This is a genomic window from Patescibacteria group bacterium, assembly GCA_022563395.1.
In the GTDB taxonomy this organism is placed as follows: Bacteria; Patescibacteriota; Minisyncoccia; order Minisyncoccales; family UBA10102; genus 01-FULL-49-22b.
Window position 1 is genome coordinate 299,856 of sequence record JADFNM010000001.1, and the last position, 26,466, is coordinate 326,321.

At 45.2% G+C, this 26,466-nt stretch carries 28 protein-coding genes and 2 tRNA genes; 2 read left to right on the plus strand and 28 right to left on the minus strand.

The window, feature by feature from the left end; all coding sequences use genetic code 11:
- Together dnaK and IH982_01775 are read right to left on the minus strand one after the other, a co-directional pair.
- Entirely contained in the window at positions 1–1,866 is a 1,866-nt protein-coding gene (gene dnaK / locus IH982_01770) for a molecular chaperone DnaK (protein MCH7828581.1), read from the minus strand.
- A gap of 146 nt (positions 1,867–2,012) precedes the next feature.
- A complete protein-coding gene (locus IH982_01775) occupies positions 2,013–2,483 on the minus strand; it encodes a nucleotide exchange factor GrpE (GenBank protein MCH7828582.1) in 471 nt (156 codons plus the stop codon).
- 133 nt (positions 2,484–2,616) lie between these two features.
- Between IH982_01775 and IH982_01780 the strand changes: the two genes are divergently transcribed.
- Positions 2,617–3,534 carry a magnesium transporter CorA family protein gene (locus tag IH982_01780; GenBank protein MCH7828583.1) on the plus strand — a complete coding sequence of 306 codons (918 nt, stop codon included), beginning with the start codon at positions 2,617–2,619 and terminating at the stop codon, positions 3,532–3,534.
- On the opposite strand, the gene IH982_01785 is transcribed toward IH982_01780, so the two are convergent.
- The 14 genes from IH982_01785 to IH982_01850 all read right to left on the minus strand — a co-directional run bounded on the left by IH982_01785 (position 3,531) and on the right by IH982_01850 (position 16,866).
- Complete coding sequence (locus IH982_01785) at positions 3,531–4,349, minus strand: FtsQ-type POTRA domain-containing protein (GenBank protein MCH7828584.1); 819 nt, start codon at positions 4,347–4,349, stop codon at positions 3,531–3,533. The genes IH982_01780 and IH982_01785 overlap by 4 nt on opposite strands.
- Positions 4,349–5,377, minus strand: a complete 1,029-nt coding sequence (locus IH982_01790) for a peptidoglycan bridge formation glycyltransferase FemA/FemB family protein (protein ID MCH7828585.1) — start codon at positions 5,375–5,377, stop codon at positions 4,349–4,351. The genes IH982_01785 and IH982_01790 overlap by 1 nt, the downstream gene beginning before the upstream one ends.
- Positions 5,378–5,403: 26 nt before the next feature.
- Entirely contained in the window at positions 5,404–6,639 is a 1,236-nt protein-coding gene (locus IH982_01795; protein MCH7828586.1) for an aminotransferase class I/II-fold pyridoxal phosphate-dependent enzyme, read from the minus strand.
- The gene (locus tag IH982_01800) at positions 6,636–8,237 is read right to left on the minus strand and encodes a UDP-N-acetylmuramoyl-tripeptide--D-alanyl-D-alanine ligase (GenBank protein MCH7828587.1); all 1,602 of its coding nucleotides are present in this window, start codon (positions 8,235–8,237) and stop codon (positions 6,636–6,638) included. Before IH982_01800 ends, IH982_01795 begins: the two co-directional genes overlap by 4 nt.
- Positions 8,238–8,240: 3 nt before the next feature.
- Positions 8,241–9,002, minus strand: coding sequence for an alpha/beta hydrolase (locus tag IH982_01805; protein MCH7828588.1), 762 nt, complete (start codon positions 9,000–9,002; stop codon positions 8,241–8,243).
- Positions 8,999–10,228 (minus strand): serine--tRNA ligase, encoded by a 1,230-nt coding sequence (gene serS, locus IH982_01810; GenBank protein MCH7828589.1) that lies wholly within the window; start codon positions 10,226–10,228, stop codon positions 8,999–9,001. The genes IH982_01805 and serS overlap by 4 nt, the downstream gene beginning before the upstream one ends.
- A gap of 55 nt (positions 10,229–10,283) precedes the next feature.
- Positions 10,284–11,756: a lysine--tRNA ligase gene (gene lysS / locus IH982_01815; protein ID MCH7828590.1), complete on the minus strand. Its 1,473-nt coding sequence runs from the start codon at positions 11,754–11,756 to the stop codon at positions 10,284–10,286.
- A 17-nt stretch (positions 11,757–11,773) separates the two neighbouring features.
- Positions 11,774–12,241 (minus strand): transcription elongation factor GreA, encoded by a 468-nt coding sequence (gene greA, locus IH982_01820; protein ID MCH7828591.1) that lies wholly within the window; start codon positions 12,239–12,241, stop codon positions 11,774–11,776.
- 92 nt (positions 12,242–12,333) lie between these two features.
- Positions 12,334–14,247: a penicillin-binding protein 2 gene (mrdA, locus tag IH982_01825; GenBank protein MCH7828592.1), complete on the minus strand. Its 1,914-nt coding sequence runs from the start codon at positions 14,245–14,247 to the stop codon at positions 12,334–12,336.
- Positions 14,222–14,518 (minus strand): rod shape-determining protein MreD, encoded by a 297-nt coding sequence (gene mreD, locus IH982_01830; protein MCH7828593.1) that lies wholly within the window; start codon positions 14,516–14,518, stop codon positions 14,222–14,224. Before mreD ends, mrdA begins: the two co-directional genes overlap by 26 nt.
- Positions 14,515–15,291 carry a rod shape-determining protein MreC gene (gene mreC / locus IH982_01835; GenBank protein ID MCH7828594.1) on the minus strand — a complete coding sequence of 259 codons (777 nt, stop codon included), beginning with the start codon at positions 15,289–15,291 and terminating at the stop codon, positions 14,515–14,517. Before mreC ends, mreD begins: the two co-directional genes overlap by 4 nt.
- Positions 15,292–15,549: 258 nt before the next feature.
- Positions 15,550–15,972: a hypothetical protein gene (locus IH982_01840; protein ID MCH7828595.1), complete on the minus strand. Its 423-nt coding sequence runs from the start codon at positions 15,970–15,972 to the stop codon at positions 15,550–15,552.
- A gap of 60 nt (positions 15,973–16,032) precedes the next feature.
- Positions 16,033–16,461, minus strand: a complete 429-nt coding sequence (locus IH982_01845; protein MCH7828596.1) for an HIT domain-containing protein — start codon at positions 16,459–16,461, stop codon at positions 16,033–16,035.
- A 6-nt stretch (positions 16,462–16,467) separates the two neighbouring features.
- Positions 16,468–16,866: a DNA-binding protein gene (locus IH982_01850; GenBank protein MCH7828597.1), complete on the minus strand. Its 399-nt coding sequence runs from the start codon at positions 16,864–16,866 to the stop codon at positions 16,468–16,470.
- A gap of 319 nt (positions 16,867–17,185) precedes the next feature.
- Here IH982_01850 and IH982_01855 point away from each other — a divergent pair.
- Positions 17,186–17,257: transfer RNA gene (locus IH982_01855), tRNA-Asn, on the plus strand.
- A 76-nt stretch (positions 17,258–17,333) separates the two neighbouring features.
- Here the strand turns inward: IH982_01855 and IH982_01860 are convergent.
- The 12 genes from IH982_01860 to IH982_01915 form a co-directional block, all read right to left on the minus strand.
- A complete protein-coding gene (locus IH982_01860; protein ID MCH7828598.1) occupies positions 17,334–18,593 on the minus strand; it encodes a sigma-70 family RNA polymerase sigma factor in 1,260 nt (419 codons plus the stop codon).
- A 108-nt stretch (positions 18,594–18,701) separates the two neighbouring features.
- Positions 18,702–20,453 (minus strand): DNA primase, encoded by a 1,752-nt coding sequence (locus tag IH982_01865; GenBank protein ID MCH7828599.1) that lies wholly within the window; start codon positions 20,451–20,453, stop codon positions 18,702–18,704.
- A 2-nt stretch (positions 20,454–20,455) separates the two neighbouring features.
- Positions 20,456–20,803 carry a hypothetical protein gene (locus IH982_01870; protein ID MCH7828600.1) on the minus strand — a complete coding sequence of 116 codons (348 nt, stop codon included), beginning with the start codon at positions 20,801–20,803 and terminating at the stop codon, positions 20,456–20,458.
- An 8-nt stretch (positions 20,804–20,811) separates the two neighbouring features.
- Positions 20,812–21,249, minus strand: coding sequence for a hypothetical protein (locus tag IH982_01875; protein ID MCH7828601.1), 438 nt, complete (start codon positions 21,247–21,249; stop codon positions 20,812–20,814).
- Positions 21,250–21,317: 68 nt separating this feature from the next.
- A complete protein-coding gene (locus IH982_01880) occupies positions 21,318–21,839 on the minus strand; it encodes a 2'-5' RNA ligase family protein (GenBank protein MCH7828602.1) in 522 nt (173 codons plus the stop codon).
- Complete coding sequence (locus tag IH982_01885; protein ID MCH7828603.1) at positions 21,836–22,069, minus strand: GIY-YIG nuclease family protein; 234 nt, start codon at positions 22,067–22,069, stop codon at positions 21,836–21,838. Before IH982_01885 ends, IH982_01880 begins: the two co-directional genes overlap by 4 nt.
- Before the next feature lie 77 nt (positions 22,070–22,146).
- Positions 22,147–22,233 (minus strand) — tRNA-Ser (locus IH982_01890).
- A gap of 1 nt (position 22,234) precedes the next feature.
- Positions 22,235–22,771, minus strand: a complete 537-nt coding sequence (locus tag IH982_01895; GenBank protein MCH7828604.1) for a zf-TFIIB domain-containing protein — start codon at positions 22,769–22,771, stop codon at positions 22,235–22,237.
- A 58-nt stretch (positions 22,772–22,829) separates the two neighbouring features.
- Complete coding sequence (locus tag IH982_01900) at positions 22,830–23,642, minus strand: M48 family metallopeptidase (protein MCH7828605.1); 813 nt, start codon at positions 23,640–23,642, stop codon at positions 22,830–22,832.
- A 104-nt stretch (positions 23,643–23,746) separates the two neighbouring features.
- Complete coding sequence (locus IH982_01905) at positions 23,747–24,310, minus strand: LemA family protein (protein ID MCH7828606.1); 564 nt, start codon at positions 24,308–24,310, stop codon at positions 23,747–23,749.
- A gap of 141 nt (positions 24,311–24,451) precedes the next feature.
- Positions 24,452–26,095 carry a chaperonin GroEL gene (gene groL, locus IH982_01910; GenBank protein ID MCH7828607.1) on the minus strand — a complete coding sequence of 548 codons (1,644 nt, stop codon included), beginning with the start codon at positions 26,093–26,095 and terminating at the stop codon, positions 24,452–24,454.
- A 1-nt stretch (position 26,096) separates the two neighbouring features.
- On the minus strand, positions 26,097–26,390 hold the full coding sequence (locus IH982_01915; protein MCH7828608.1) for a co-chaperone GroES: 294 nt from the start codon (positions 26,388–26,390) through the stop codon (positions 26,097–26,099).
- Positions 26,391–26,466: the final 76 nt, after the last annotated feature.

Genomic DNA, 26,466 nt, shown 5'->3' on the forward strand with positions numbered 1-26,466 from the left:
TTATTTCTCACGATACTTTCCTTCTTCCGGTTTTTCTTTGCCATTCTTTTTCTCCTCTGACTCCTGCTGTTGATACATGGAGGCCCCAATCTTTTGGATCGCCTGGGAAAGCTCCTCGGTGGCTTTTTGAATCTCCTCTATTGTTTCACCATCCTTCACTTTTTTGAGGGCGTCAAGCTTTTCTTCCACATCCTTCTTGTCTTGTGGTGCAATCTTGTCTCCAGCATCTTTTAGGGTCTTTCCCACGGTATAGATTAAAGAGTCTGCCATGTTCCGTGCTTCCACCAACTCCCTTCTTTTTTTGTCTTCTTCTTCATGTGCCTCAGCTTCCTTACGCATGCGCTCTGCCTCCTCTTTAGAAATGCCAGAAGACCCTTCAATGCGGATGGTCTGGGTTTTACCAGACGCCTTGTCTTTGGCAGTAACATTTAAGATACCGTTGGCATCAATGTCAAATACCACCTCAACCTGGGGAACTCCTCTGGCAGCCGGAGGAATGCTGTCTAAAATGAACCTGCCCAGAGACTTGTTGTCTTTTGCCATTTGGCGCTCTCCCTGCACCACATGAACCTCAACTGAAGTCTGATTGTCTGCCGCAGTAGAAAACACCTGCGACTTTGCTGTGGGAATGGTGGTATTTTTGGCAATCAAAATGGTGTTTACCCCGCCCAGGGTCTCAATACCCAAAGACAAGGGAGTCACGTCTAACAAGAGAACGTCTTTTACTTCTCCATGCAAGATTCCGCCTTGCACTGCAGCTCCCAAGGCAACCACCTCATCTGGGTTAATGGAGCGGTTGGGATCTTTGCCAAACAGCTTTTTTGCTGCTTCTTGGATGGCTGGCATGCGGGTCTGCCCCCCTACCAAGACAATTTCGTCAATCTCTTTTGCCACAACCTTAGCTTCTTTTAAGGTTTGCTCCACTAGGGTAATAGACTTGTCGATATACTCTTGCACCAAACTTTCCAGCTGGGCTCTCGTCATTTTAAAATACAGGTGCTTTGGACCAGAACTGTCAGAGGTGATAAAGGGAAGATTAACTTCGGTCTCCATGGACGAGGAAAGTTCAATCTTTGCTTTTTCTGCCGCCTCTTTCAAGCGCTGTAAAGCTAAAGGGTCTTTGGAAAGATCAATACCCTCTTCCTTGTGGTACTGCTCCACCAGCCAGTTCATAATCTTTTGGTCAAAGTCCTCTCCCCCAAGGTGGGTATCTCCTCCTGTGGCTTTCACCTCAATGGTGTCCTGGGAAACTTCTAAAATGGAGATGTCAAAGGTTCCGCCGCCAAAGTCATACACCACAATACGCTCATCCTTTTTCTTATTTAAACCATAGGCCAAGGCTGCCGCCGTGGGCTCGTTCAACACTCGCTTTACTTCCAGGCCTGCAATCTCTCCTGCCACCTTGGTTTCCTTTCTCTGGCTATCGTCAAAGTAGGCTGGTACGGTAATGATGGCTTCTGTAATCTTCTCTCCCAGCTTTTCTTCTGCATCAACTTTTAGTTTGCGCAGCACCATGGCAGAGATCTCAGCTGGCTTCAGCCATTTCTCCCCCAGCTTGATTTCTACTCCCCCATCCTGGCCTTCTCGTATATTGTAGGGCAGAAGCTTCTTATCTTTTTGTACGACAGCATCAGAAAACCTCCTTCCAATTAACCTCTTTACCTGAGAGATAGTGTTTTGAGGGTTGGTTATCTGCTGGCGTCTTGCCTGCACCCCAACCAAGATCTCCCCATTCTTAGCTTGTGCCACCACAGAAGGAGTGGTTCTTGCTCCTTCCCGGTTTTCAATGATTTTTGGTTCTCCACCCTCAATTACTGCCATAGCAGAGAACGTTGTTCCAAGGTCAATGCCTAATACTTTTGCCATAATGTTTGAATGTTAAATTGTGAGATGATATATGTTCTGCAAGCTCTCGGAGGCAATTTGGCATGGTTGCGAAAGCACAAATTGCCGAGAGTGCAGTTCCCAAAATCCGGCTGGGGATTTTGAGGAACGGTTGCCAAGAACATGTATCATCGAACAACCTTTACTTTAGCTGGTCTTAGTAATATGTCTTTTATGGTATATCCTTTTTCTACCACCTCTACCACCTTGCCCGGTTTTTCTCCTTGAACCATGCCTACTGCTTCGTGCAGGGCAGGGTTAAAGTTCTTTCCCTCTGCTTCAATCTCTTTTACTCCCTGGCTGTAAAGAAAGTCTTTTAACTGCTTTGCTATCTGCAAAAACCCTTGAACAAGCTTGCTGTTTCTCTCTTCGTCCTTTAGTTCCTTTTCTGCCCGTTCTAAGTTGTCCACCGTGGGAAGAAGGGAGGCAAGGAATTCTCCTCTGACATATTCCATCAAACCCTGCAACCGCTGTCTCTCTTCTTTCTTGTAGTTTACAAGGTCCGCCTTAGCTCGCTGCCATCCTGCCAGAAACTCTTCTTTCTCTTTTTGAAGCTCTTTTATCTTCTTTTGTAGTTTTTCAATATCTTTTTGTTCCATGAAATGTAGGTTTTGTTCACGTCCACCATTATACCCGATTTTTCTCTTTTTGAAAAGGGGTGATGCGCAAAAAGCAAAAATGAGTGTGGATAGTCTTCTACTCCAATACGCTTGAATCTGTTACAATAATGTAATGCGGAATATCATTGAACACGGAGGAATCACCTGGGTGGATATCCAAGATCCCACCAAAGAGGATGTGGAGTATTTGAGAGAGAGCTTTCATCTCCACCCCGTAGTACTAGAACAAATCATTCCTCCCTCCTGGGGAACCAGAGTAGAGCAGTTTGCCTCCAATCTCTTTTTGGTGCTGTTCTTTCCCATATACAGCAAAGAGCGCAAAGAAACACGTCCCAGAGAACTTGACATTATTGTTACCAGCAACGCTCTTATCACAAACCACTATAGCTCCATCTTGCCTTTAAAAGCCATGTTTGACGAGTGCAACCTGTATGAAGACTTAAAAGAACAGCACATGGGAAAGGGAGTGGGTCTTTTGCTTTACCGCGTGCTCCACACAATCTTGGAGGACACGGGAAAAAAGACAGGCAAGGTTGACCGCAAACTCATCCTTATTGAAGAATCCATTTTTAAGGGCAAGGAACGAGAAATGTTAACAGAAATCTCCCTTGCAAAAGCAGACATCATCAATCTCTGGCGCATCGTGCGCCCCCAAAAGGGAGTATTCACTTCACTTCGCGACAATGCAGCTAGTTTCTTTGACGGAGAGCACTACACTCCGTACTTCTCGCACCTGCGCAACCATTGGGCCCGCATCATGAGCACCCTCATTATTGCAAAAGAAACTATCAATTCTCTTGAGCAGACCAACAACGCCCTTTTAACAGACAAGACCAATGAGATTGTAAAGCTGCTCACCATTTTCTCGGTCATTGTCTTTCCCTTATCCTTAATTGCTGCCATATTTGGAATGAACACCAAGGTTCTCCCCTTGGTGGGACTCCCCGGAGACTTTTGGATTATCACTGCCATCATGGGAGTTGGCATCCTCTTTATGATTGCCTTTTTCAAAAAGAAAAAGTGGATCTAGTCTTGGTACTTAATGTAGGCCTGGTCCCCAAAACGAAGATCAATGTATTTAAGCTCCCCTCTTTTCTCCGGGGGGATTTTTTGTTCCAACACAAGCTGCAGCTTTGTTTGCTGCCATTCCATGCTTTCCTCCGTATCCAAGCGTATCTTCCATCCTTCCTGAGTCACACCCTCCACTTGTCCTGCGCGCCCAATCTCAAAGGCAGCAAGAATAACGTGCATGGGCTCGCCTGCTGAAAGGAAGGCCTCTCGAAAATCCAACAGAGTGGAAAGAAGCTGAAGGTTCAGGGATTCCTTGCCTAATGCAACCTGGGAAGCTTCCTTGGAACTAAACAAGGTATAACCTTCTCCAGCCTCCACCTCCTTGAAAGCAATGCCTTCTTTATCTAGTGCAAAACACAAGCTTTCCTCGCCTGCCTTAAGAGACACGCACCACGTCCCCACCTGCACCCGCTCTTCTACTGAAACGACAATGGTCTGCGGAAAGGAGCGCTTCACAAAAACCGCTCTGAGCAAAGGAAACTTATAAGATAGCAATTCTCCTGCTCCCGTGCCGTCAAAGAGCAGAATACTGTTTGTGGGAATGCCAAACCAGTTCCACCACAACTTCTCACCCAGAGCAGCAAGGATATGCTCTTTTTTGACTTCCTGTGCTCCCTCAACTTGAACCTCTTTGATTTCCAGCCAGGAAGAAAATACTACGGCGTAAAAAAGAAAGGTAAGAAAAAAAAGAACACCCGTCGCATACCAAAAGGACCGCAATTTCAAAAATGACACTCGCTTCTTTTTTCTTTTAAAACGCATGGGTTTTCTCATCAAAGATGTCTTCTTATTCTTCTGACAGTTTCAAAAAATGCGGTGAACCAATATTTTAAGCTCACTGGGTAATCCTGGGTCTTCACATAAAGCTTTGCCTCTCCTCCAAATCCCTGTTTGAAAAGCGTGGGTCCTGCCCAAGGATGCTTTGGCTGCGTCTTTGGGTCAACGTATCCCCAAAAATCATACAGCACACACCCTCTTCTCTTTGCCTCTTTTAAAGCTTCCCATAATAACAGATAAGACAAAGAAAGCTTTGCAAATTCCGGCAGAGAGACTGCGTGATGATAGAATCCAATGCCAGACCAAAACACCACAAAGGAAGCAGCTGCCACATTGCTTTTGTACTTTGCGAGAAACAAAAGAACCTGATTGTCTTTTGAAAATGCTTCAAACTCACCTTGTAAGTACTCCAAAGAAAAAGGGACAAAGGCCTGCCGCCTTGAAACTTTCTCATGCATGCGAGAAAAGAGTTCAACATCAACTCTGCTGCTGCTCCGTTCAATGGTAATGTCCTGGTTCTTTGCTGCCTGGCGAATAAGATAGCGTGTGGTCTTTCGCATCTGAGACAGTAACTCCTCTAGGTCAAGAGTAATATCTAACTTCCAAGAAGCTTCAGGGTGCATTTGTGAAGGAGCATCTTTGAATCCAGCTTTCCTGAAAAGCTGCACGTTTTCCTCTACCCTCTCCCAAATGGGGTTAAAACGAATAAAGCTTGCCTTTTCTTTTAAGGCAACGTCTTTCAAAAAAGGAAGCAGAGCAGAGAGTATTGCCTCCTTTCTCTGTTCCCCTGGTTTTGTCACCGGACCATGAGGCAAGAGCAAGAAAGTTCCCCGGCGGGCTACAACCTTCACCACAAGGGAAACTGCAACAAGGTTTTCCTCCTCATACACTCCCAAGCGCCATACACGCCCCCGTATGAGTTTCTGGAACTCGCCCCAGTTCCAAGACTGCAAAAAGGTCTTATCACGACATCCTTGCAAAAACCCTTCCCATTCTTCCTTGTTTGTAACCTTCTTAATCTCCATAGTGCTTAAACGAGATTTAAGAACTCTTAAATCTCGTTTAGGAGAAACTGGATAATAGTGTTTACTTCTTTTTCTGAAATGCGAATGTGCGTGGGGAGGTTAAGCGTAGTCTTGGCAAGTTCCTCTGCCTTAGGACAGCTCCCCCACTCGTATCCCATCTTCTCTATTTGAGTATCATAAGGAGCTATGGGAGTCGTGTACCAATCTCCCAAAAGCAGATTTTGCCGCCATGCCCTTTTGATGATCTCGTGGGCCTTTACATGCCGCAAGGGAAATCGAAGGTAAATATTTCCTTCCTGGTATTTCGTATCTAGTATTTGGTATTGAGTATGAGATAGGGCTTGAACATATTTTTGAGCAATCTGTCTTCGGTGTTCATTGAAACGTTCCAGTTTTCTCAATTGTTTTCTTGCCAAAAGCGCCAGCGCATTGGGGAGTGCCTTGGGGAAATATCCTGGTTTCTCGCCCCTTTTCTCTTTTTTGTGGACTGCCTTAGAAAGAACATGGAGGTATTGGGCAATACGAAGCGTGTACTTGCCTCCAATTCCATACAGAGGCAGAATCCTCCAGTTCATGATAACTGGATGAAGCAACTGCTGAAAAATCCAAAGTAAAAAAGGATACCCAACTTTTTTCTGAAACTCCCTCATACTCTCTGCAAGCGGAGCATCGTTTGTGACAACCATTCCTCCATACACAGAAGAAATCACCTTATCTCTTGAGAAACTGAAAAAAGAAGCTTTCCCAAACGTGCCAACTTTTCTACCTTTGTATTCTGCCCCCAGGGCATGGGCACAATCTTCCAGGAGAACAAGGTTGTGTTTGCTACAAATTTCTTGAATCTTGTCCATATCAGCTGGCGCGCCAAAGGTATGCTGCACCAACACTGCCTTTGTGTGTGGGGTAATCTTTTTTTTAAGATCCTCAGGAGACATGTTGTAGTCCTCTTTACAGTCAACGTACACGGGTTTCAAACCGGACCAAAGTATAGGATTGGGTACTGCATTGCAGGTGAAAGCTTGAATAAGAATTTCGTCTCCTTTTTTAAGCCCCAAAGATTCTAAGATAGCAAGAAAGGCAGACCTGCCACTGTTAAATGCAAACGCATATTCCACCCCCAAATACTCCCGAAACTCCTCCTCCAAAAGGGGGGTCTGACCCCCCTTTTGCCATCTCCACGGCTGAAATAACAACGCGAAAGCAGCCAGAATATCATCTGTCTCAGTATTGGGAGACAAGGAAATGGAAATGGGGCGAATCATACTTCAAGCAAAGGAAGAATACCAGCTGGTATTCTTCCTTCCAGCAACACAACATCTTCTTTCTTTGCTATCTTGAGAATCTTTTCCGCAATCTCCTTTGGATTTTCAGAAAGGAACATATCTTTTTCTTTCATGCCCTTTTCTTTTGCCCCCTTGAGAAGCGCAGGGAACTCATCTTGAGTGGTGATAATGGCCATGTCGCATACCTCCCCTATCTTGCGTCCTATCTGAACATGCAGTGTAGAGGAAGCTGACCCCAGCTCAATCAAAGAAGGCATAACCATAATCTTTTTTCCTTCCCACAGCTTTATGTGCTCTAAAGCAGCAAACACTCCGGTAGGATTAGCCGAGTAGCTGGAGTCCAGAATCTCAATGCCTTGCTTTCCCTTTTTAAGCAGCATGACACCTACTTCTGCCGGAACATCGCGCAGCGCCTCTGCTATCTCTTGTATACTCATGCCAAGAACCTCGGCTGTCGCAGCTGCCAAGAGCACATTTTCCACGTTGTGTTTCCCTACCAAAGGAAGGACTACCTTTGCCTCTTTTTCGTTCTTTCCTGCCATGGTGAAGCTGACTTGATCTTTTGCGACAACAACGTCTCTTGCAAAAAAGTCCTTTTGGGTTTTTGCAGAACACCACACATAGTTGGCAAAATTGGGATTCCACAACTGCAGCCAAGGCCCAAGTTCGTGCAGTTGTCTTGAATCATCGTTGAGGATTAAAACCCCCTCTTGTGGCAAAGACTGCACCAATTCTCCTCCTCCTTCAGCTGAAAACAGGCTCATTTCAGACCCAAATACACCCAGGTGCTGTTCGTTCACTCCCGTTACAATACCTATGGTAGGCTTTGCCATATTAGCTAACAGTTTTATACCTCCTTTGCTGTACGCCCCCATCTCACATACAAATACCTGGTGCTCGTCGGTAAGGTTATACAAAATGGTATGGGCAATACCCATTTCAGAGTTTTTGTGCTCTGGGGTTTTTAAAACAATAAACTTCTTTCCCAGAATGTGTGCCAAGAACTCTTTGGTTGAGGTTTTTCCGTAGCTCCCGGTAATTCCAACCACCTTGAGGTTTTTGAGCTTTGCTCTCTTTTGCGTTGCGCGCCTGAGGACTCTGCTTCTCTCAAATATGGTGTAGGGTTGCCATAAAAGCACCACCAAAGAACCAATCAGCAAAGACAACACATCAAAAAGAAGCAGGGCAAGAAACGGGGAATCAAGAATATACAAAAGTGTGCCGGCTAAAAACACGGATTGCAAAAAGAGTAGAGAGAACATAAGAACTGTGGTCTTTCTTGTAAGTACCGGGAAAAGCAATGTCTTTGTATTTGCGGCACGGAAAAACAGTATAGTTTCTCCAATATACAAGACCAGTAGCAAAAATGCTGCCGTCACTGGCTGAAAGAACCACAACACAAGTAAGGCAAGCTTTGCTGCAACAAAGGGATGGAAGAGTAGGCGTTTCCCTTTTGCAGTACGAAAATGCGCCAAGAACCGCCCTATGTGGTACTCTTTTAACTGCCAAAGGTACAAGGTAAAAAAGAGGGCTCTCGCAGTTCTTATATACCAAAAGAAAGAAAGAAGAAGTATCATATTCTAGTAAAGAAACTCAAGAATCTTTTGCGTGAAAGCTTGTGGCATTTTCTGCTCTATATCATGGTCGCCTTCAGGGAAGAGAGTGAGTTTTGAGTCTGTAATGTGTTTTTTGATGAAATAGGCATCTTCCACAGAAACCACATCGTCTTTCTCTCCCCAGAGAATAACAGTTGGAACTTTAACTTCTGAAAGAAGCGGGGAAAGATCCTGACCAATAACTTTAAGATAGATATCTTTCATGATTCCTTTTTGGTAAGGATAGTCGCTTGTTCTAATAATATATTTATACACTGCTTTGCGAAAAAGTGCATAGAAAGGAAGAAAGGAGAAAAACTTTCCTATCTTTGCTGCCGTCCTCAAGATATGCTTTCTTAAACTCTTTTCTCTTCTGATGGCGGCTGCCACCAAAAACAACTTTTTTACTCTCTCGGGATTCTTAGCAGTATAGGCAAGAGCTAATCCCCCACCAAAGGAGTGGCCGAGAAGATAAAACTCTTTTAATCCCAAGGCATCAACAAACTCCTCAACAAAGACACGGTACTCCTCTATGCCCCAGGGAGACTTTGGCTTCTCGCTCCTTCCAAACCCTGGCAAGTCTGGGATAATTACTTCATATCCCTGCTGCGTAAGTCCAACTTGCACAGACTGCCAGCTGGCTGAAGAACTTCCCCATCCATGCAGAATTAAAACCGCAGGACCTTCTCCCGCAGTTTTATAACCTACCTGAAAGCCTTGAATGTTGAGTATCTCTTCTTTCATCATTTCTTTATCTCTTTCTTTCCAACGTACTTTGTAAGCACCTTGGGTATTTTCACGCTTCCGTCTTTCTGCTGGTAATTCTCCAGAATGGCAATCAGCGTTCTCCCAATGGCAAAGGCAGTGGCATTAAGCATGTGAACATATTGGAGCTCTCCATTCTTTCCCTTAAACTTGATGTTCAGTCTTCTTGCCTGGAAGTCCGTGGTGTTGGAGGCAGAACTTACCTCGCGGTACTTGCCCTGTCCCGGGAGCCACGCCTCAATGTCTATCGTGGACGAAGAAGGTCGCGCCATGTCTCCCGTGGATAGCTGCACTACCTGGTAGGGAATCTCCAATGCTTGCCACAGGCGTTCTTGCATGGAAACTAAGAACTGGTGCTCTTCTTTGGACTTATCTTTGTGTGTGAAACTGAAAAACTCTACTTTGTCGAACTGGTGAACCCGCAATATTCCTTTGGTATCTTTGCCGTAAGAACCTGCTTCCTCACGAAAGCACGTTGAAAAAGCAACAGCCCTACTCGGAAGCTCGTTTTCCTCAAAAACCTCTCCCTGGTGCAAGGGCCCAATGGCTTGTTCTGCAGTCCCAACCAAAAAGAGTTGATCTTTTTCTAAATAATATCGCTCTGCCAAGTCCTCGGGAGTATCTATATACCCCATTCCTTGCATCGCTTTGAGCTTAATGAGAACCGGGGGCACGACAGGAACAAACCCTTCTTTGACAGCAATTTCGAAAGCAAGCTGAACCAAAGCAAACTCAATTAAAGCTGCTTCTCTTTTCAAATATCCAAACCTCGAACCCGAAAGTTTTGCTGCTCTTTTCACATCTATAATATTTAGTTCTTCTCCAAGATTTAAGTGATCTTTTGGTTCAAAGTCGAATTTTGGAACTTTTCCAACTTGTCTCAATACTACATTGGCAGATTCATCTCCTACCGGAACATCATCTTGGGGCATGTTGGGTAACAAGACAAGCAAAGAGCGTAGTCCTTCTTCCACTTCCTCCAATTGCGGCTCCAACTTCTTGATTTCCACCTTTATGCCTCTTGCTTCCTCAATATCTTCTTTTCCGAGTTTGTTCTGTTGCGCTTTCAAGGTTTCTATCATTCCCACAAGCTCCCTCTTTTTCTCGTCCAACTCCAAAACTCTGCTTACATCACAGGCAATACCTCTTTTTTGACACCCATCTTTTACCTTTTCTGGATTCTCTCTAATGTATTTTAAATCGAGCATAGTATACTTTGCTTAAACGAGATTTAGTTTTTCAAAACTAAATCTCGTTTAGTCATTACTTCTCTTTAGGTCTCATGGTGGGGAATAAAATGACTTCACGCAAACTATGCGAATCGGTAAGTAAAGCTGTTAATCTATCGACGCCCATGCCAAAGCCGGCTGCTGGTGGCATGCCATATTCCAGGGCCTCAATAAAATCTTTGTCCATACGCTGAGCATCCTCAAGCCCTTTTTTAAACAAAGACTCTTGCTGTGCAAATGCCTTTTTTTGCACTATGGGATCATTTTGCTCAGAATACGCCCTTACCAACTCCCATCCACCGCCAACCAACAGCTGAAAGGTTTCTGCCTTACTGGGATCATTTGCCCTGGTCTTTGCCAAAGGATACATCTCTGAAGGATGGTGGATAACGAACTGGGGTTCCCACAGCTCTGGGCGAATTGCCTTTTTATACAGCGCATCTACAACACGGCCTTTACTAAACGTTTTTTCAACATCAATACCAAGTTTCTTTGCTTCTTTTGCTAAAGCATCGCGATTCAAAGATTCAATATCCAGCTTAAGATACTTTCTAAACAGCTCGGCATATTCCACGCGAGGCCACGGGGTCTTAAAATTAATCTTTTTTTGCTCATACACAATCTCTTTTCCCCCTGCCACCCTCAAAACGACAAAAGAAATGAATTCTTCGGTGAACTTCATTAAATCCTTGTAGTCAGCATAGGCCCAGTAAAACTCCAGCATGGTAAAATCTGGGTTGTGTTGTCTGTCTACTCCTTCGTTTCGGAATACTCTCCCTATCTCGTACACTTTTTCAAAACCCCCAACAATCAAACGCTTTAAGGGCAGCTCCAGGGAAATACGAAGGTACATATCTAAATCAAAAGCGTTAAGATGCGTCATAAAGGGCTTTGCATCAGCTCCCCCGTATGTGCTTTGAAGAACAGGTGTTTCTACCTCAACGAACCCTTTTTTATCTAAAAACTCGCGAATGGATTTTAAAACAAGGGTTCTTTTTTTAAACTTCTCTTTAACCTCTTTGTTGAAGATAAGATCAAGGTAGCGCTTTCGGTATCGCTCTTCTTCGTCTTTTAGCCCATGCCATTTTTCTGGCAAAGGCAACAAGGATTTTGCCAGCATCTTTACCGAGCTTGCCTCAATAGTCTTTTCTCCTTTTTTAGTGGAAAAAAGAGTACCGCGGATTTGCACAAAATCACCTATATCAAAGGCATCCAAGAAAAACTGGTATGCCTTCTCCCCCACCCGATCTCGCTTGAGATAGACCTGTACTTGTCCCGTTCCGTCTTCAATATGAAAAAAAGTGGAACCTCCATGCTCCCTTACACTACGAATCCTCCCAACAGCCGTCACCTCCCTTCTTGACTTTACCAAAGCAGAAAACTCCTTGAGAAGCTCTTGCGCCTCGTGGGTTCTTTTAGACTCTGAAGGATATGCCGACTCTCCCGCCTTTTTCAGCAGGCCGAGTTTCTTCATTCTGGCTTTGCGTATCTCTGGGTTGCTTGCCATACTCCCCTATTCTACGACTATTTTAAGCCTTCTGCAATCTCCAGAATTTTGTAGGCAGTCTCTCCTTGAGGCGTTTGTACGACAACTTTCTCACCTTTCTTCTTCCCCAAAATAGCTTCACCCAGGGGCGAGGAAGCTGAGATCTTGTCTTTAAACGGGTCTGCTTCTTGCGACCCTGTAATGGTAATGGTCCACTTTTCTTTTTCGGTCTCCAGGGTTACCTTAGAACCTATTTCTACTGTTTCGTTTGTAGAAGAGCCTTCCACAATCTTAGCGTTGAAAAGGGTAGATTCAAGCTCTGCTATCCTGCGCTCCATGAAGCCCTGCTCTTCTTTGGCGTTCTGGTAGTCAAAGTTTTCAGACAGGTCTCCCATGGCAGCGGCCTGTCGAATGCGATTTGAAATCTCTTTTCGCTTGGTCTTTTTTAAGTATTCCAGCTCCTTTTGGAGCTTTTCTTTTCCCTCTTTGGTAATATATTGTTCCATATTATTAATATATGCCGGTGCGGTTTTATACGGCTCCGCAGGAGCTCCGCCTAAACCGCCCGTAAAAGTAAAGCAGTTTACTTTTACCCATACTATTGATTGAAATACCACTGAAACGCGTCACGCACAACCGGAAGGGTTGCAACCTGCCCCTCTATGACATCCTCCACAAGAACCACCAGAACAATCTCAGGGTTTACAAAAGGAGCAAAGGCCACGGTCCAGGAATAGAGATAATCTTTACCGTCAATAGTTTTTCTCCCGATTTGGGCCGTTCCGGTCTTTGCAGCGACAGCCACGGGCAATTCATTAAGAAATCCTGTGGCAGAACCTGAGGTCACGGCCTGTCGCATCCCTTGCCTGATAATCTCTATGCTCTGTCCGTCTACAAATCCTTGCCTCTTTACCTTGGGCTCTCGAATCTCCAAGGTGTTTCTCTCACCATCAACAAGCAGCTTTATTGCCTGTGGCTCCAGTAAAGTTCCGCCATTTGCCAAAGCTGCAAAAGCCGATGCAACCTGAAGAGGAGTTATGGCAAAGGGGCCTTGCCCAATGGAAAGATGGTAGGTGTCTCCCAATCTCCAATTTTGATCAAACGTTGGCAAGATGCCGCTTCCTTCCCCGGACAAATCCACCCCGGTTGTTTCACCCCACCCAAACTTCTCAATGTACTCTTTAATCTTTCCCGGTCCCAAGCCAGCAAAACCCTCATATCCTCCGCCAATGATGTAAAAAAAGGTGTTCACCGATTCTGCAATGCCCCGTGCAATGTCGGTCGTGCCATGAAACATCCAATCCCGGAAACATTCATCTTCTTTGGTGTAAATATTCTCAACACAGATTTCCAGAGGGGCAAAGATCTTGGTATCTTCTTGAATAATGCCCTCTTCTAAAGCTGCAATCCCGACTAAGGGCTTAATGACAGAACCGGTAGGATAGCCAATACCGGATATGGCGCGGTTAAACAGCGGCTTTGAGGGGTTTTGTATTAAATTATTCCATTGTTCTAAGGAAATACCCTGTCCAAAAAGATTTGCGTCAAAGGAGGGTAAGCTCACTAAAGCAAGAATGCCCCCAGTGGAGGGGTCAAGAGCTACTGCAGCTCCCTTCTTGGTTGTAGTCTGCTTAAACACCGCCTCAAGAGATTCTGCAATGCGCTCTTGCAATCCTGCGTTAAGCCACAAAACAAGGCTGGTACCCTGCTGTGAGGGGATTGTTTCTTTTTGCCCCACGATCTTTCCTGCAGCATCCCGCGAAAGCACTATTCTCCCGGGATTCCCCCGAAGAAACTCCTCGTATGTTTTTTCTACCCCAACCTTGCCAATCTGGTCGGTCACCGAGTATCCCTGAAGCCCTAAAAACTCCTGAGCTGAAATCTTTGCGGTATATCCCAAGAGATGGGAAAACAGCTCTCCTTCAACATACTCTCGCCTCACGTTTTCTACAACGTGGCATCCTGGAAATTCTTGAAGTCGCGCCTCCAGCAGCACAAGTTCTTCGTGGGAAAGATTTTCTTTCACCAAAATGCGGGGTGCAAGATTCTTTTGAATCTCGTCTTTCAACTCCCCAAAGGAAATGCCTAACAAAGCAGAGGCTTTTTTAAAAATGGCTTCGTTTTCTTTTGGGATAGTAGGCATGTTAAACTTGTCGCATACAAAGTCAAAACTGGGCCTGTTGAATGCAAGCTGCACAAAGGAATTATCGTACAACACCCCGCGGTCTGGGGCCAAAGGAATGTTGCGAACTGCGTTTTGTTCTGCTGATTTTCGCATCTCTTCCCCTAAAAATACCTGAAGGTCAAAGGTTTTTACCAGAACAAGAGCCGCAACCAAAAGAAAGGTACCATAGAGAACACGCATAATTGTTTCAGACAGAGGGAGTTCAATCCTTTGCTCGGCAAACTCATCTCCTGCCTTTTTTTGAGCAAGCTTGTCGAGCAATACCTCCTGAATCTCAATCTCCTTCCCTGCCGCCTTCTTTTTATATATATTGCGGGAGGCGAACATAGTTTCTGAGAATATGCCGTGCTGCAAAGAACAGCATCAAAGAAAGGATTATCCAGAATCCAAAAGGGAGCGAAGAGTATAGGTCTAAAACAAAACCCCCAGCCAATGCTGCGACAATCCCTGTTTCAGTAGAGGCAAAAGAGGCCAAGATCACCAGAGAAATTAACACAAGGTTTGGTACCCATCCCCACAAAGGAAAGTGGGGCAAGAAACTCACTTGGAGCAAGGCAAGAATGAAAAAGCTGAGTATGACAAGGAATCCTTTCTTCATTGGTAGTTTGTGAGGATAAACAAGGAGTTCTCCTTTCTCAATTGAAAGAACAGCTCAACCTTTCCTCCTTGAAAAGCGGTAAGGTCGCTCTTTTCAATGCTTTTCACATCTCCAATCAAGAGATTGTCTGGAAACACACCTCCTAAAGCTGAAGTCACCACAGCGTCTCCTTCCAGTAGTTCTTCTTCTTGAGGAATAAGATCTAAAAGAACACGATATCTTCCCTGCCCTTTCAACACTCCTATCACCTCTTTTCCCTGGATCTTCACGTCAGAAGAACGGCCACTCAGCGAAAGAAGAAGAACCTTTGAGGTGTGTTCAAATACTTCACCGATGCTTCCCACGGCAACCTTGCTTTGCGTAATGACAGGCATTCCTTGTTTTACGCCATCTTGAGCCCCTTTGTTTAAGAGCAACACGTCCCGTTCAACTTCCTTTCCAATAATCTCAGTAAAAAGCAGATTAAACTCCTCCCTTGAGGCAATATCAAGCGCTTCCCTCAGACGTTCGTTCTCCTTTGCCACTTCCTGGACCAAAAGGAGCTTCTGGCGAAGGAGAAGATTCTCTGTTTCTAGTTCCCAGGCACGCTCTTGTGAAACCTTAGAAAAAATCTCTACAGTAGACGTACCCGCTTTCCAAAGCAAAGACTGCACGGGAGAAAGGAGTGAGGAAAACGTTCCCCGTACGCTTTGCGAACTAAGGTTTAAAATCAAAAGAACACCCGCGAGAAAGAGCAGTGTTAAAAGCTTGTGTTTTTTGAGAAGAGATTGCATGCGTTCCCCTAGTATATCAGGAAATGAGGAACAAAAAAAACCGCCTAATTGACAATTCTTTGTTTTGAGATAAACGGATATCTCCTAAATGAAATTTAGGAACCATTGGCTTCAATGAATATTGCTTAAATCTCGTTTAAGCAATAACGGCTCCCCCTGCTGGACGAAGTTAGAACCTGTTTGGTGTAAAGATAAAGGCCGCTGGGCGAACCATGCGGCCTTGCAATCGGGCAGATTAACACTTCTTCATACTGTGAATCAACCGAGCGCTGGACTGAAGCGTTCGAGTGCTTCTTGGTCGGCTGGATGCATGTTGTCCGGGCGTGGTTGATCAACCCGGTCATCCATCCCCCAATCTTCCAGTATCTGCGGCTCCCCAATCTTTGGAAGGATGAGCCGCTCCAGATGTCCTTCTGGAGCAATCACGATCCATCTTGATTGAGAAGCGTCTCGACGGCTGGAGAAGATGACGACCTTGGTCTCACCAGTTACTCCCTCAAGGAGAGTAACGTGGGGTCTTCGTCGCAACAGCCTCTCTCCGAGAGAGCGTTCCACAGCACCGAGCTTGATCGCAAGATCCGGAGCGAGCTGGACATGCCCTTTCTCTTGAAGGAAACGCTCAGCCCTGGAACGTAACACAGAAGTGTTCATTCTTCTACCTTCCTTTCTAAATGCAACCATACCACATCTCTATGGTATTGTCAATATTAGCTCCCCCTGCTGGACGAAGTTAGAACCTGTTTAGTTGCTCAATAATTGGAAAAGTCGTTCTTTTTCTTCCCCTGGTAAATCCTTGTAGAGGGGTTTGCGGTGAATGTCTGCCTTCTCGTGAAGCTCGTCTTGATACTCTCTTGGATAAAGGTGGAAGTGCATATGATTTACGTGGGTTTCACTGTTTTCAATATAGGGCTTGTAGTTCTGGCGGATATCACACCCAGAGGCGAGTTTATCAAGAATCTTTGCCTGAAACTCAGCAACAAAGTCTATAGTCTCGTCTCGCTCTTCCTTGGAAAGCTCCTGAAGTTTTCCCTCAATGTGCCTCTTGGGAATGACCAGAAGATGCCCTGGCATGAGCCGTGGATTGCTAAAAATCACATAGGCATACTGCCCGTCTTTGAGTATCCTTCCCTCTTCTTTTGCGGTTGTACAGAATGGACAAGTGTTAATCATACCACCCTAATCTCTTCTCAAAATCTTGAACTCCTTGAATCCAGTGTTCTCATCGAGCTCTCGAGAAAACTTATGCTTTTCTGACTCCCCAATAACTACCTCTGCTGTAGTATGCAAAACACATCCTTCTTTAAGGTGTCCTCCTATCGTGTTCCCTTTCTTATCTCCCAAACCAATATGTAGGTGCATCCCATCCTGCGAAAGGGTGCCTACTAAAGAGATGATTTCAAACTTCTCATCCCATGTTCTAATCTCATTCTCATCTGCAAGCCTAAGCGTTGCCTTCTTCAAGCTTCCAACGCACGTTAGAATGAAACCTGCCTGAATGTTGTTTTCCGCAACAAACTTCTTGAGCTCTTCTCTAAGATCCTGGCCTGGTTGAAGTCGAAAGATATGAGTTTTCATATGCTCACTCTACCAAAGAACCGCCAGATTGGCGATTCTTTTTCTCCATACTGCTTAAATCCATGCTGCTTAAATCTCGTTTAAGCATGATTGACTCTATTGATTATCTCCTAAATGAAATTTAGGAATCACTGGCTTCAATGAATATTGCTTAAATTTCGTTTAAGCAATAAGAGCTCCCCCCCAATCGGGCACAGTCAAAACTGCAATCCTTATGTAAGTCCGAATTGCACAGGGGTTTACAGTTGTAATCAATAGCAAAACCTGTATAATGACAAAGTAGAAGAATGCAACAGTGGAGATTTGAAGACGCGCGGGCTCCGCGGTAGCTCAACGGTAGAGCCATTCGCTGTTAACGAAGGGGTTGTAGGTTCGAATCCTACCCGCGGAGCTCGCGTGTTTTCTTTACAACAAAAACAGGGTGCTTATGCCCTGTTTTTGTGTAGATAACTTAGCCGGGATAAATTTTAATAACCGCGGAGTTTTTTTAAAGACCGGTGGTCCCGGATTTTCTCTAGAGATTTAGCCTCAATCTGGCGGATGCGCTCTCTTGTAACGCCAAATTCACTTCCCACTTCTTCTAGGGTGTGGGTAATTCCATCATCCAGGCCAAAGCGCATAGCAAGAATCTTTTGTTCTCGTGGGGTAAGATCAATTAAGATTTCTTTTAAGCGCTCTTTTAAAAGATTTCTTGATGCTTCCACAGAAGGAGGTGGAACCTTTTCGTCTTCCACAAACTCAGCCAGCACGCTGTCTTCATCATCCTTTCCTACGGGAGTTTCCAAAGACACGGTTTCCTGAGAAATCCTTTGAATCTGGTGAATCTTCTCTATCTGAAGCCCCATCTCGGCTGCAACCTCCTCTGCTAAAGGCTCCCTTCCCAAATCCTGCAGCAAGCGCCTTCTTACCTGGGTGTACTTTGAGATGGTTTCAATCATGTGCACGGGAATACGAATGGTCCGCGCCTGGTCAGCTAGAGCTCTGGTAATGGCTTGCCTAATCCACCAGGTAGCGTATGTTGAAAACTTGTATCCCCGCCTCCAGTCAAACTTCTCTACCGCACGAAACAACCCGAGATTTCCCTCTTGGATCAAGTCCAGCAGGGTAAGGTTTGGGGAGCGACCTACATATCTCTTTGCAATAGAAACCACGAGGCGGAGATTTGCCCGTGCCAACTGCTTTTTTGCCTCAATGTCTCCTTTTTCAATGCGCTTTGCAAGCTCTTTTTCTTGCTCTGCTGTTACAAAAGGAATTTTGCCGATTTCTTTTAAGTACATCTGCACCGAGTCTAAAGGAGCTTCTGCTTCCACCCTTTTCTTTTCTACCTCTTCTTTTTGAGGCACACTCAGGTATTCTCTTACCTCTTCCACCCGAATACCAGACTCCTCTAACCTTTCGTACAAGGCCTCCAGAGCAGGAACCTTCTTTTCAATGCCGGGGAAAGCGTACAAGATTTCAGAATACGTTACAAACCCCCGGGGCTGTCCTCTTTCAAAAAGTTCCTGGAGGAGATCCTCTGAAAACAAGGCTCTTTCCCCCTTCCTTCCTCTGCCCTGCTTTTTCGTTTGCCTGAAGTGTGGGCGGATAAACGTTCGCTTTGTGGGGCGAGGAACCAACTGCTTGGTTCCTCGCGGGGTCAGAGTCAACTGCTTGACTCTGGCGGGCGATTTAGCGAGGCGTCTCTGCCAAGCGTTAGAAATCGCCCTGGGCTTGCGGCGAGAGGTCATAGAGCGCCCCGGGTCTAATTTTTTCTTCTTCTTTCTTGTCGGCTTACGCCTCTTTTGCGTACCCGCCGGCGTAACGGGCCTTTTTGCTTTCTGTTTTCTTGCCATATATTATTGAGATAACTCCCTGGTTATCTCATGAAATTCCTGCAAAAGCAAGTCGAGTTTTGCTCCTTCTTTTGCCCCTTCTGCCTTCTTAACTTCCTGTATGATCTCTTCCAAGCGCTCTCTTAAAGAAAATACCGCAAGGGATTTCAAACACAGGTGAAACTCATCTTCCAAACCTTCTTCATCTTCTTCAAGATCTGCCAGCAAGGCAATGTGCTTTACTATTTTCAGGTTTGTTTCTGGGAATATCTTTTCTAAAGAAGAAAAATCCAAGTCCTCTGCTTTTTTAAGCCCCGTAACGATCTCTTGCGTTCTAAGAGACATCTGTTTTACATCTTGCTCTTTGAGTTTTTTTAAGTTCTCTTTGTCACGGAACAGTAAAATGAGAATGCGCTCTTCAATCAACTCTCGTCTCCCTTTCTTTTCTTTTGGGGGTTGCGCCAAGGGAGCTGTCTCTTTTCGTTCTCCAGGATCTTTTTTGACTTTCGATAACTCCTCAAAAACTGCCTCTTCTTTTACTCCAAGCTCCACGGCCAAACGCTGAATCCAGTGGGTCTGCTCAATTTTGTTGGGAAGCTTGCTGATAATATGCAACAGAAACGTTCCTGCCTTCTTTTTTCCTTCGGCTGTTGTCCTATCAAACTGAGAAAACGCTGTTTCAAAATAATAATCAATAATAGAAAAAGCCTGAGAAAGCGCTTTCTCCCACAAAGCGGGATCTTCCCTGGCAATGTCTGCTGGGTCTTTTCCTTTTAAAAGACGAGCAATCTTTAAATTAAACCCTTCAGACAAGGCCAGCTCAATGCCTCTCTTGGTTGCTGAATCCCCTGCAACGTCCATGTCAAAAGCCAATACTAGATTCTCTGAATAACGCTTTAACAACTGAAGATGAAAAGAGGTCAAGGCGGTTCCCGAGGTTGCAACCACATTCTTTGTTGCAGTCTGGGTTGTCAAGATAACATCCATGTATCCTTCCACTAAAATGCAAGAATCCTGTTTTCGCATTTCCAGTTTTGCCTTGTCCAATCCATAGAGAATCCTCCCTTTGTCATACAGAGGAGTTCCGGGGGTGTTCACATATTTTGCAAGGTCCTTTCCTTCCTTACCAAAGATTCTGCCTCCAAAACCAACAACGACGCCTTGCACACTGAACACGGGAAACATAATGCGAGAACGAAACCTATCGTACACTCCCTCATCCGTTCTCACCAAAAGCCCCGCCCTACCGATTTCCTGCTCTCGGTATCCCTTCTCCAGCAAAAAGTCCAGTAGGGTTCTTTTGGTATCTGGCGCATATCCCAAACTCCAGGTTATAAAGGACTCGTCTGAAACTCCCCTGCTTTTTAGATATTCCTTTGCCGCAAGACCCTGCTGTGACTCAAGCTGCTTTGCAAAAAACTTGGAGGCGAGTTCCAAAACCTCTTCTAAGCGCTTTCTCTCTGACTGCAGTCTAGCAAAGGCAGGGTCTCTTTTGGGAAGTTCTACTCCTGCTTTTTGGGCCAACAGGCGTAACACATCCCCAAACTCTATACTCTCAATCTGCATAACAAACTGAAATACGTCTCCCCCAACCGAACACCCAAAACAGTGGTACATCTGGCGGGCTGGACTCACAAAAAAGGAAGGACCCTTTTCTGAATGAAAGGGACACAGGGCACGATAATTTGCCCCGGCCTTCTGGAGTTTCACGTATTCTCCAACTACTTGAACTATGTCTAATCTATTTTTTATTTCTTCTATGGGAGAATTGAGCATGCCTATTTAGAAAGTTTAGCTAGGGCCAGGGCAGCAAAGAAAAGGCCAGCATCCCGAAACACAATATCCATGGCTCCCAGGTTAAGGACAACGATTCCAAGAAAGGTAAGGGCCGAAAGCAGGGCGGAGTATACAACCTTTTTCCCCCACAGGAGCCACAGGCCCAATGCCGCCTCATACAGAGAGAACCCTCCCAGCACCAACCCTTCCGGGATGCCAATGCGAAAGAGAAACGTCGGGAAAAACCCTATCCAGTTCAAGGGTTCTATAAAAGAACCCAGGGCAGCATACAACAAGACGAAGCCAAGGCCTACTCTCAAAAGGAGGGCTGCTGAGACATACTGGAGCATATATACTGCTATTGTACGGTAATCTTTCCCGTATTGGAAATGTTCAAGTGGTTGTGGTACCCCCAGCTTCCCTGCTCCTGAAAGGCAAAGGACCAACTTTCCCCGGGAGCTATGCCTTTGCAGGCATCAAAGATTCGAGACTCCTCTCGCGTACCGCACTTTTGAATGCCAGAACCAGGATAGATGGTGTGGGTTGGGTGAATGGCACTAGCAGGCCACATTTCCCTTGAGCTTTGGTTCTCAAATGTCACGGTTCCCCCTGCCAAAACAGCAACCTCTCTTGGGAAATACCCAGAGTCCGTATACGTTACTGTAACTGAAGATTGAGGAGGGATGCTTGCCTCTAAAGCAGCCTCTTGGGGAGCATCTCCTGACTGAAGAAACAGAAATCCTCCCAGCACAATAATGACAACAACGGCAATGATGATATAGGTGTTTTTCGACATATGCTTCTGAAGTTAAGTAGTATGAAACTCGACTGATATACCCTACTCTAGCAAAAGAAAGGAAAAGTTTAAAGCGAGAATTCTCTCAGCACTCTCCAATCTTTCAACTCTGTATTCTTTGAAGAATTGGTAAGAAAAAGACTTTTTACCTCAAAGTTTCGAGGAAACTCTCTCCCGATCTCTGTAATAATCTGTTTTTTTATCTCTTCAGAAAACTCTCCATAGAGCAAGCTCACATGTGGCATGAAAGGAGGGACTTGTTCTCGAGAAAAGATCTTCCTTGTTTTACTGTTAGCCTTCATCAATCCTTGCGTTTCTTGTGCTCTAATGAAGACGCAACGAAAATACTCATCAGAAGAATCGAGGGCGGTGAAGGAAGTGGAAAAAGGTTTTAAAAGACCGGCTAACTCTGCCGTTTTGGACATGATTTTTTCTTCTGTCTCTACAATATCGCCAAGCAGGGTAATGTGCGGCTCAAAAAGAGGGGCGGCATACTCCTTGCTCAACCGAGATATTATTCCAGCCAGTTCATCATACAGCTCTCCCTCAGGCATTAACCAAATGGTATACTCTTTTGTTTTCTCCATCATAACAAATGCTTTCTTATAAAAGCTCTGCTAGAACCTGACTTGAGATATTTTTCAAAGGCAAATGCTTTGTATTTACCACCAGTCCCAAAATAAAAATCTAATTTTACAGGCAAACGGTCTGTAGTGGCTGAAATTTGACCCTTGTTATGTCTTTTCAACCTGTTCTCAAGATCGTCGGTACAACCGATGTAATAGCCGTCTTTACATTTTAAGCTGTATACATAATACATAAAGCGGATTTATCACGCCGTAGCTGAGCCGAGCTTTTGCGAAGCTCGCCTTCGCTAAAGCTTCGGCGAAGCGAAGGCGGAGGGGGAGAGATTCGAACTCTCGATGCCCTTTCGGACATAGCTGCTCTCCAAGCAGCCGCACTAGGCCACTATGCGACCCCTCCTTTATTTCGGTAATGATACTATTATCTGGGAAAGCCTGGCATGCTGTACAGCAAACTTATACACCAAAAGCTTGAGAATAGTCAAGAAATCCAGAATTTCCTCGCGCAGTATTTCAGGTCCAGAAAACACTTCCCATGTTTCTTCAAACAGGTTCCGGGCATAGTGATAGAGAATCCTGTTGTTAGCAGATTCCCTTACATACACAACAATGTTCTTGAACTCTCCCCTATCCAGCCACACTCCGTGGCATAAACTGCACACATCCACTTTGATGTTAGAATCCCCGTACCTAACCTCATACATGGGAAGACGGTCTTTGGGGCACAGCTTTTGGTCTAAAGAAAGAACAAACTTGGCAGGGTCTTTCCACAAATCAATGTCCAGCCATCTCAAATCCCTGTCTTTCTCATCCTTTGCCTCTCTAAGCTCATGCTCGTCAAACCACAAACCATAGTCTTTTGGGCAATAATCAACCTCAACTCCCAAGATGGCAGACTGCTCTAAAGGTATTTGATGATGGGGACAAAGCTTTTTCATTTCAAGATTATATATTTCACTTCCTTGGCGAATCAAGGTTCTGCCAGCAGGCAGGTTCTTATGTTTTCTGATTTCTCAACACGGCTACGCGTTCTTCAATAGGAGGATGGCTCATAAACAATTTATGAATCCAGCTCTTCTGTTCTTTTCCTCGAAACGGGTTTGCAATGTAAAGGTGGGATAGAGCATCGTTTGCAGATTTTAATTGATGCGGGTCAGCTGAAATCTTTTCTAAAGCCCTGGCCAATCCTTCAGGATACCGGGTCAACAAAGCACCTGAAGCATCTGCCAAGAACTCCCTCTTCCTTGAAATAGCAAGCTTCATTATTTGAGCAAGCACCGGCGCTATAACCAAGAAGACCAAGGCAATGAGAATCATCACTATTCTTGCCTGTCCTCCTCCCCTATTGTTATTTCTTCCCATACCGCCAAAGAAAGCTAAGCGAAAGAACAAATTTGCGAGTAATACCACAATTCCCACCAACACCACCACAATAGTAGAAATCAGCATGTCTTTGTTCCCAATGTGCGACAACTCATGGGAAAGGACTCCTTCCAGCTCCACGCGCTCAAGGCGCTTAAGTAGTCCCGTGGTTACTGCAACCACAGCATGTTTTGCATCTCTCCCTGTCGCAAAGGCATTGGGCTGCTGGTCCTGAATAATGAATATCCTTGGTGCTGGCAATCCTGCCGTAATGCTCAGATTCTCCACAATTCGGTAGAGTTCAGGAGCATCTTTTTTCTCAATGGGTTTTGCATGGGACAGAGACAACACCAGCTTGTCTGAATACCAGAAAGAACCGAAGCTCATCACGATACTCAAGACAACTGCAATCCACAAAATGAGCTGACTCCCGAGAACATAGCTCATCAACCACCCGGACCCAATCACAAAAAGAAAAAAACCCAGGAGGTACAGCCAAGTCTTTCTTGTGTTTGCCTCCGCATGCGAGTAAATGTTCACGGCACTGTTGCCTAAAAGTTTACTTTCGGAACTACCCGTTGCCCCTCCTCTTCAATCTCAAAGAACTCCTCTTTTTTAAATCCAAGGCTCTTTGCAACAAAGACCGCAGGGAAGTTTTGTATCATGGTGTTTAATGCCATGACTGTGGTGTTAAAAAACCTTCGTGCTGCTTGAATCTTGTCCTCTGCATCGCGAAGCTCACGCTGCAACTCCATAAAGTTTGCAGAAGCCTTAAGCTGGGGGTAGTTTTCTGCTACCGCAAACAGGGATTTTAAAGTTTGAGAAAGCATGTTTTCTGCCTTCCCCATATTCTTGACGTTTCCTGACTTTTCAGCAGAAAGCGCGTTTGCTCTCGCCTCGGTCACTTTTACGAATACTCCCCGTTCGTGCTGCGCATATCCCTTTACGGCTTCCACCAAGTTGGGAATTAAGTTGTACCTTCTCTTAAGCTGCACATCGATGTCAGAAAAGGCCTCTTTTGCCCGGTTCCTCAAGGTAATTAAGCGATTGTAGGTGAAAATTGCCCAGACGACAATAACAGCTACAACCAAAATAATGATTTGTGTAATGTTCATATGCCTCTATTCTACCAACAATACCTCCAAAAAACAACACCCCGCACATAAAGTTATGTGCGGGGCGCTGTTTTTGTGGGCGTAGCCTGCTTAAACGAGATTTAGGAGTTCCTAAATCTCGTTTAAGCAGTATCCCATGGATTAGTATTCTCCCATTCCTCCAGCCATGCCGGGGCTTGGAGACTTACCTTCTTTTTCTGGAATATCTACTATCACAGCTTCTGTGGTCAGCAGGGTGGAAGCAGCTGATACTGCACTCTCTAAAGCAACGCGCACTACCTTGGTGGGGTCTACCACTCCTGCATGTACCAAATTTTCATACGTGTCGGTTTTAGCATTGTATCCAAAGGCCCCTTCATTCTTTGCGACTTCTGCAACAACAACAGAACCATCCTTTCCTGCGTTTTCTGCAATCTGGCGGATAGGTTCTTCCATCGCTCTTCCTAAAATCTTAAAAGCAAGTATCTCTTCGGTCTCTTCAGGATTAGTAATATCTGGTCTTACGTTTTCCAGCACCTTTGCCGCTCTCAAGAGAGCAACTCCCCCTCCGGGAACAATACCTTCTTCAATTGCTGCCTTGGTTGCAGAAAGGGCGTCTTCTGTTTTGTGCTGTCTTGCTTTTTGTGCCACTTCGGTTGCAGCCCCCACTTTAATAACAGCCACCCCGCCAGCCAGTTTCGCCAAGCGCTCTTGAAGCTTTTCCTTGTCAAAATCAGAGGTAGTATCCTTCAAAAGTGTTCGTATCTGAGCAATCCTGGCATCAATCTTTTCTTTCTCTCCTTTCCCTTCGACAACCGTGGTGTTCTCTTTGGTTGCAACCATGCGCCGGGCAGATCCCAATTGTTCTAGGGTAACGCCGTCCAGTTTTAGGCCTACTTCTTCTGTGATAACCTGAGCTCCCGTTATCACGGCAATGTCTTCTAACATTTCTTTCTTTCTGTCTCCAAATCCTGGGGCTTTCACTGCCAGCGTATTAAAAATTCCCCGCAGCTTGTTGACCACCAGGGTTGCCAGGGCATCACCTTCTACATCGTCTGCAACAATAACAAGGTCTTTCTTGCCGGTCTTTGCAATAACCTCCAAGGTGGGAAGAATTTCTTGAAGAGAAGAAATCTTCTTGTCGGTTACTAAGATATACGGGTCTTCAAAAATTGCTTCCATGCGTTCTGTATTAGAAACCATGTACGGAGAAATGTATCCCTGGTCAAACTGGAGTCCTTTTACGATCTCTTTTTGAATGCCAAAGGTCTGGGATTCCTCTACCGTAACCACTCCGTCTTTTCCAACCTCTTCCATGACCTCTGCAATAAGGGTGCCTATGTCTTGGTCCTCTGCTGAAATGGTAGCTACCTGTGCCATTTCTTCCTTTTTAGAAACCGGCTGAGAAAGCTCTTTTAGGGCATCTATCACCTTTTTTGCGCCTTTTTCTAATCCTCTCTTTAAAGCGAGGGGGTTGGCCCCAGCCGTAACGTTTTTTAACCCCTCTGTGATAATGGCCTGTGCAAGCACGGTGGCCGTGGTGGTTCCATCACCCGCAGCATCATTTGCCCGAGAGGATACTTCTTTAATAACCTCGGCTCCCACGTTTTCAATCTTGTCTTCCAGCTCAATCTTCTTTGCAATGGTAACGCCGTCGTTGGTAATGGTGGGAATGCCAAACCCTTCTTCCAGCACGACGTTGCGCCCTTTGGGACCAAGGGTTACCTTGACCGCATCTGCCACCTTGTCTACCCCGGCCTTCAGTTTTCTTCTTGCTTCTTCTGAATAGAGTATCTGTTTTGCCATACTACTTCTCCAAGATAGCTAAAATATCCTTTTCTTCTGCAATGAGGTAGTCTTTGCCATCCACCTTCACCTCATTTGGTCCATACTTGCTAAACAATACAAGATCTCCCACCTTCACCTCCAGGGGAGTTATCTTGCCATCCTTTCCTTTCTTGCCAGGGCCCACCGCAACAACGGTTCCCTGCTCTGACCTTTCCTGTTCTGCGGTTTCTGGCAGTAAGATTCCGGTCTTGGTTTTTTGCTCCTCTTTTAGGGGCTCAATTAAAACGTGATCTGACAATGGTTTGATAGTCATAACTCTTTTGAGAATAGATTAGTAAACGCAACCTTTGAGTGCTGATTTCGCGCATAGGTACTCTACAAGACAAGAG

What these genes read in the sequence shown, in the direction of transcription:
- dnaK (MCH7828581.1), bottom strand. Translation starts at nt 1,866, where the DNA reads ATGGCAAAAGTATTAGGCATTGACCTTGGAACAACGTTCTCTGCTATG.
- groL (MCH7828607.1), bottom strand. Translation starts at nt 26,095, where the DNA reads ATGGCAAAACAGATACTCTATTCAGAAGAAGCAAGAAGAAAACTGAAG.
- IH982_01900 (MCH7828605.1), bottom strand. Translation starts at nt 23,642, where the DNA reads ATGAGCTATGTTCTCGGGAGTCAGCTCATTTTGTGGATTGCAGTTGTC.
- IH982_01780 (MCH7828583.1), top strand. Translation starts at nt 2,617, where the DNA reads ATGCGGAATATCATTGAACACGGAGGAATCACCTGGGTGGATATCCAA.
- IH982_01850 (MCH7828597.1), bottom strand. Translation starts at nt 16,866, where the DNA reads ATGAAAACTCATATCTTTCGACTTCAACCAGGCCAGGATCTTAGAGAA.
- IH982_01805 (MCH7828588.1), bottom strand. Translation starts at nt 9,002, where the DNA reads ATGATGAAAGAAGAGATACTCAACATTCAAGGCTTTCAGGTAGGTTAT.
- IH982_01795 (MCH7828586.1), bottom strand. Translation starts at nt 6,639, where the DNA reads ATGATTCGCCCCATTTCCATTTCCTTGTCTCCCAATACTGAGACAGAT.
- IH982_01840 (MCH7828595.1), bottom strand. Translation starts at nt 15,972, where the DNA reads ATGGTTGCATTTAGAAAGGAAGGTAGAAGAATGAACACTTCTGTGTTA.
- IH982_01790 (MCH7828585.1), bottom strand. Translation starts at nt 5,377, where the DNA reads ATGGAGATTAAGAAGGTTACAAACAAGGAAGAATGGGAAGGGTTTTTG.
- serS (MCH7828589.1), bottom strand. Translation starts at nt 10,228, where the DNA reads ATGCTCGATTTAAAATACATTAGAGAGAATCCAGAAAAGGTAAAAGAT.
- IH982_01905 (MCH7828606.1), bottom strand. Translation starts at nt 24,310, where the DNA reads ATGAACATTACACAAATCATTATTTTGGTTGTAGCTGTTATTGTCGTC.
- IH982_01875 (MCH7828601.1), bottom strand. Translation starts at nt 21,249, where the DNA reads ATGTCGAAAAACACCTATATCATCATTGCCGTTGTTGTCATTATTGTG.
- mreD (MCH7828593.1), bottom strand. Translation starts at nt 14,518, where the DNA reads ATGAAGAAAGGATTCCTTGTCATACTCAGCTTTTTCATTCTTGCCTTG.
- IH982_01880 (MCH7828602.1), bottom strand. Translation starts at nt 21,839, where the DNA reads ATGATGGAGAAAACAAAAGAGTATACCATTTGGTTAATGCCTGAGGGA.
- IH982_01895 (MCH7828604.1), bottom strand. Translation starts at nt 22,771, where the DNA reads ATGAAAAAGCTTTGTCCCCATCATCAAATACCTTTAGAGCAGTCTGCC.
- greA (MCH7828591.1), bottom strand. Translation starts at nt 12,241, where the DNA reads ATGGAACAATATATTACCAAAGAGGGAAAAGAAAAGCTCCAAAAGGAG.
- IH982_01775 (MCH7828582.1), bottom strand. Translation starts at nt 2,483, where the DNA reads ATGGAACAAAAAGATATTGAAAAACTACAAAAGAAGATAAAAGAGCTT.
- lysS (MCH7828590.1), bottom strand. Translation starts at nt 11,756, where the DNA reads ATGGCAAGCAACCCAGAGATACGCAAAGCCAGAATGAAGAAACTCGGC.
- IH982_01845 (MCH7828596.1), bottom strand. Translation starts at nt 16,461, where the DNA reads ATGATTAACACTTGTCCATTCTGTACAACCGCAAAAGAAGAGGGAAGG.
- IH982_01800 (MCH7828587.1), bottom strand. Translation starts at nt 8,237, where the DNA reads ATGATACTTCTTCTTTCTTTCTTTTGGTATATAAGAACTGCGAGAGCC.
- IH982_01915 (MCH7828608.1), bottom strand. Translation starts at nt 26,390, where the DNA reads ATGACTATCAAACCATTGTCAGATCACGTTTTAATTGAGCCCCTAAAA.
- mreC (MCH7828594.1), bottom strand. Translation starts at nt 15,291, where the DNA reads ATGCAATCTCTTCTCAAAAAACACAAGCTTTTAACACTGCTCTTTCTC.
- IH982_01870 (MCH7828600.1), bottom strand. Translation starts at nt 20,803, where the DNA reads ATGCTCCAGTATGTCTCAGCAGCCCTCCTTTTGAGAGTAGGCCTTGGC.
- mrdA (MCH7828592.1), bottom strand. Translation starts at nt 14,247, where the DNA reads ATGTTCGCCTCCCGCAATATATATAAAAAGAAGGCGGCAGGGAAGGAG.
- IH982_01865 (MCH7828599.1), bottom strand. Translation starts at nt 20,453, where the DNA reads ATGCTCAATTCTCCCATAGAAGAAATAAAAAATAGATTAGACATAGTT.
- IH982_01785 (MCH7828584.1), bottom strand. Translation starts at nt 4,349, where the DNA reads ATGAGAAAACCCATGCGTTTTAAAAGAAAAAAGAAGCGAGTGTCATTT.
- IH982_01860 (MCH7828598.1), bottom strand. Translation starts at nt 18,593, where the DNA reads ATGACCTCTCGCCGCAAGCCCAGGGCGATTTCTAACGCTTGGCAGAGA.
- IH982_01885 (MCH7828603.1), bottom strand. Translation starts at nt 22,069, where the DNA reads ATGTATTATGTATACAGCTTAAAATGTAAAGACGGCTATTACATCGGT.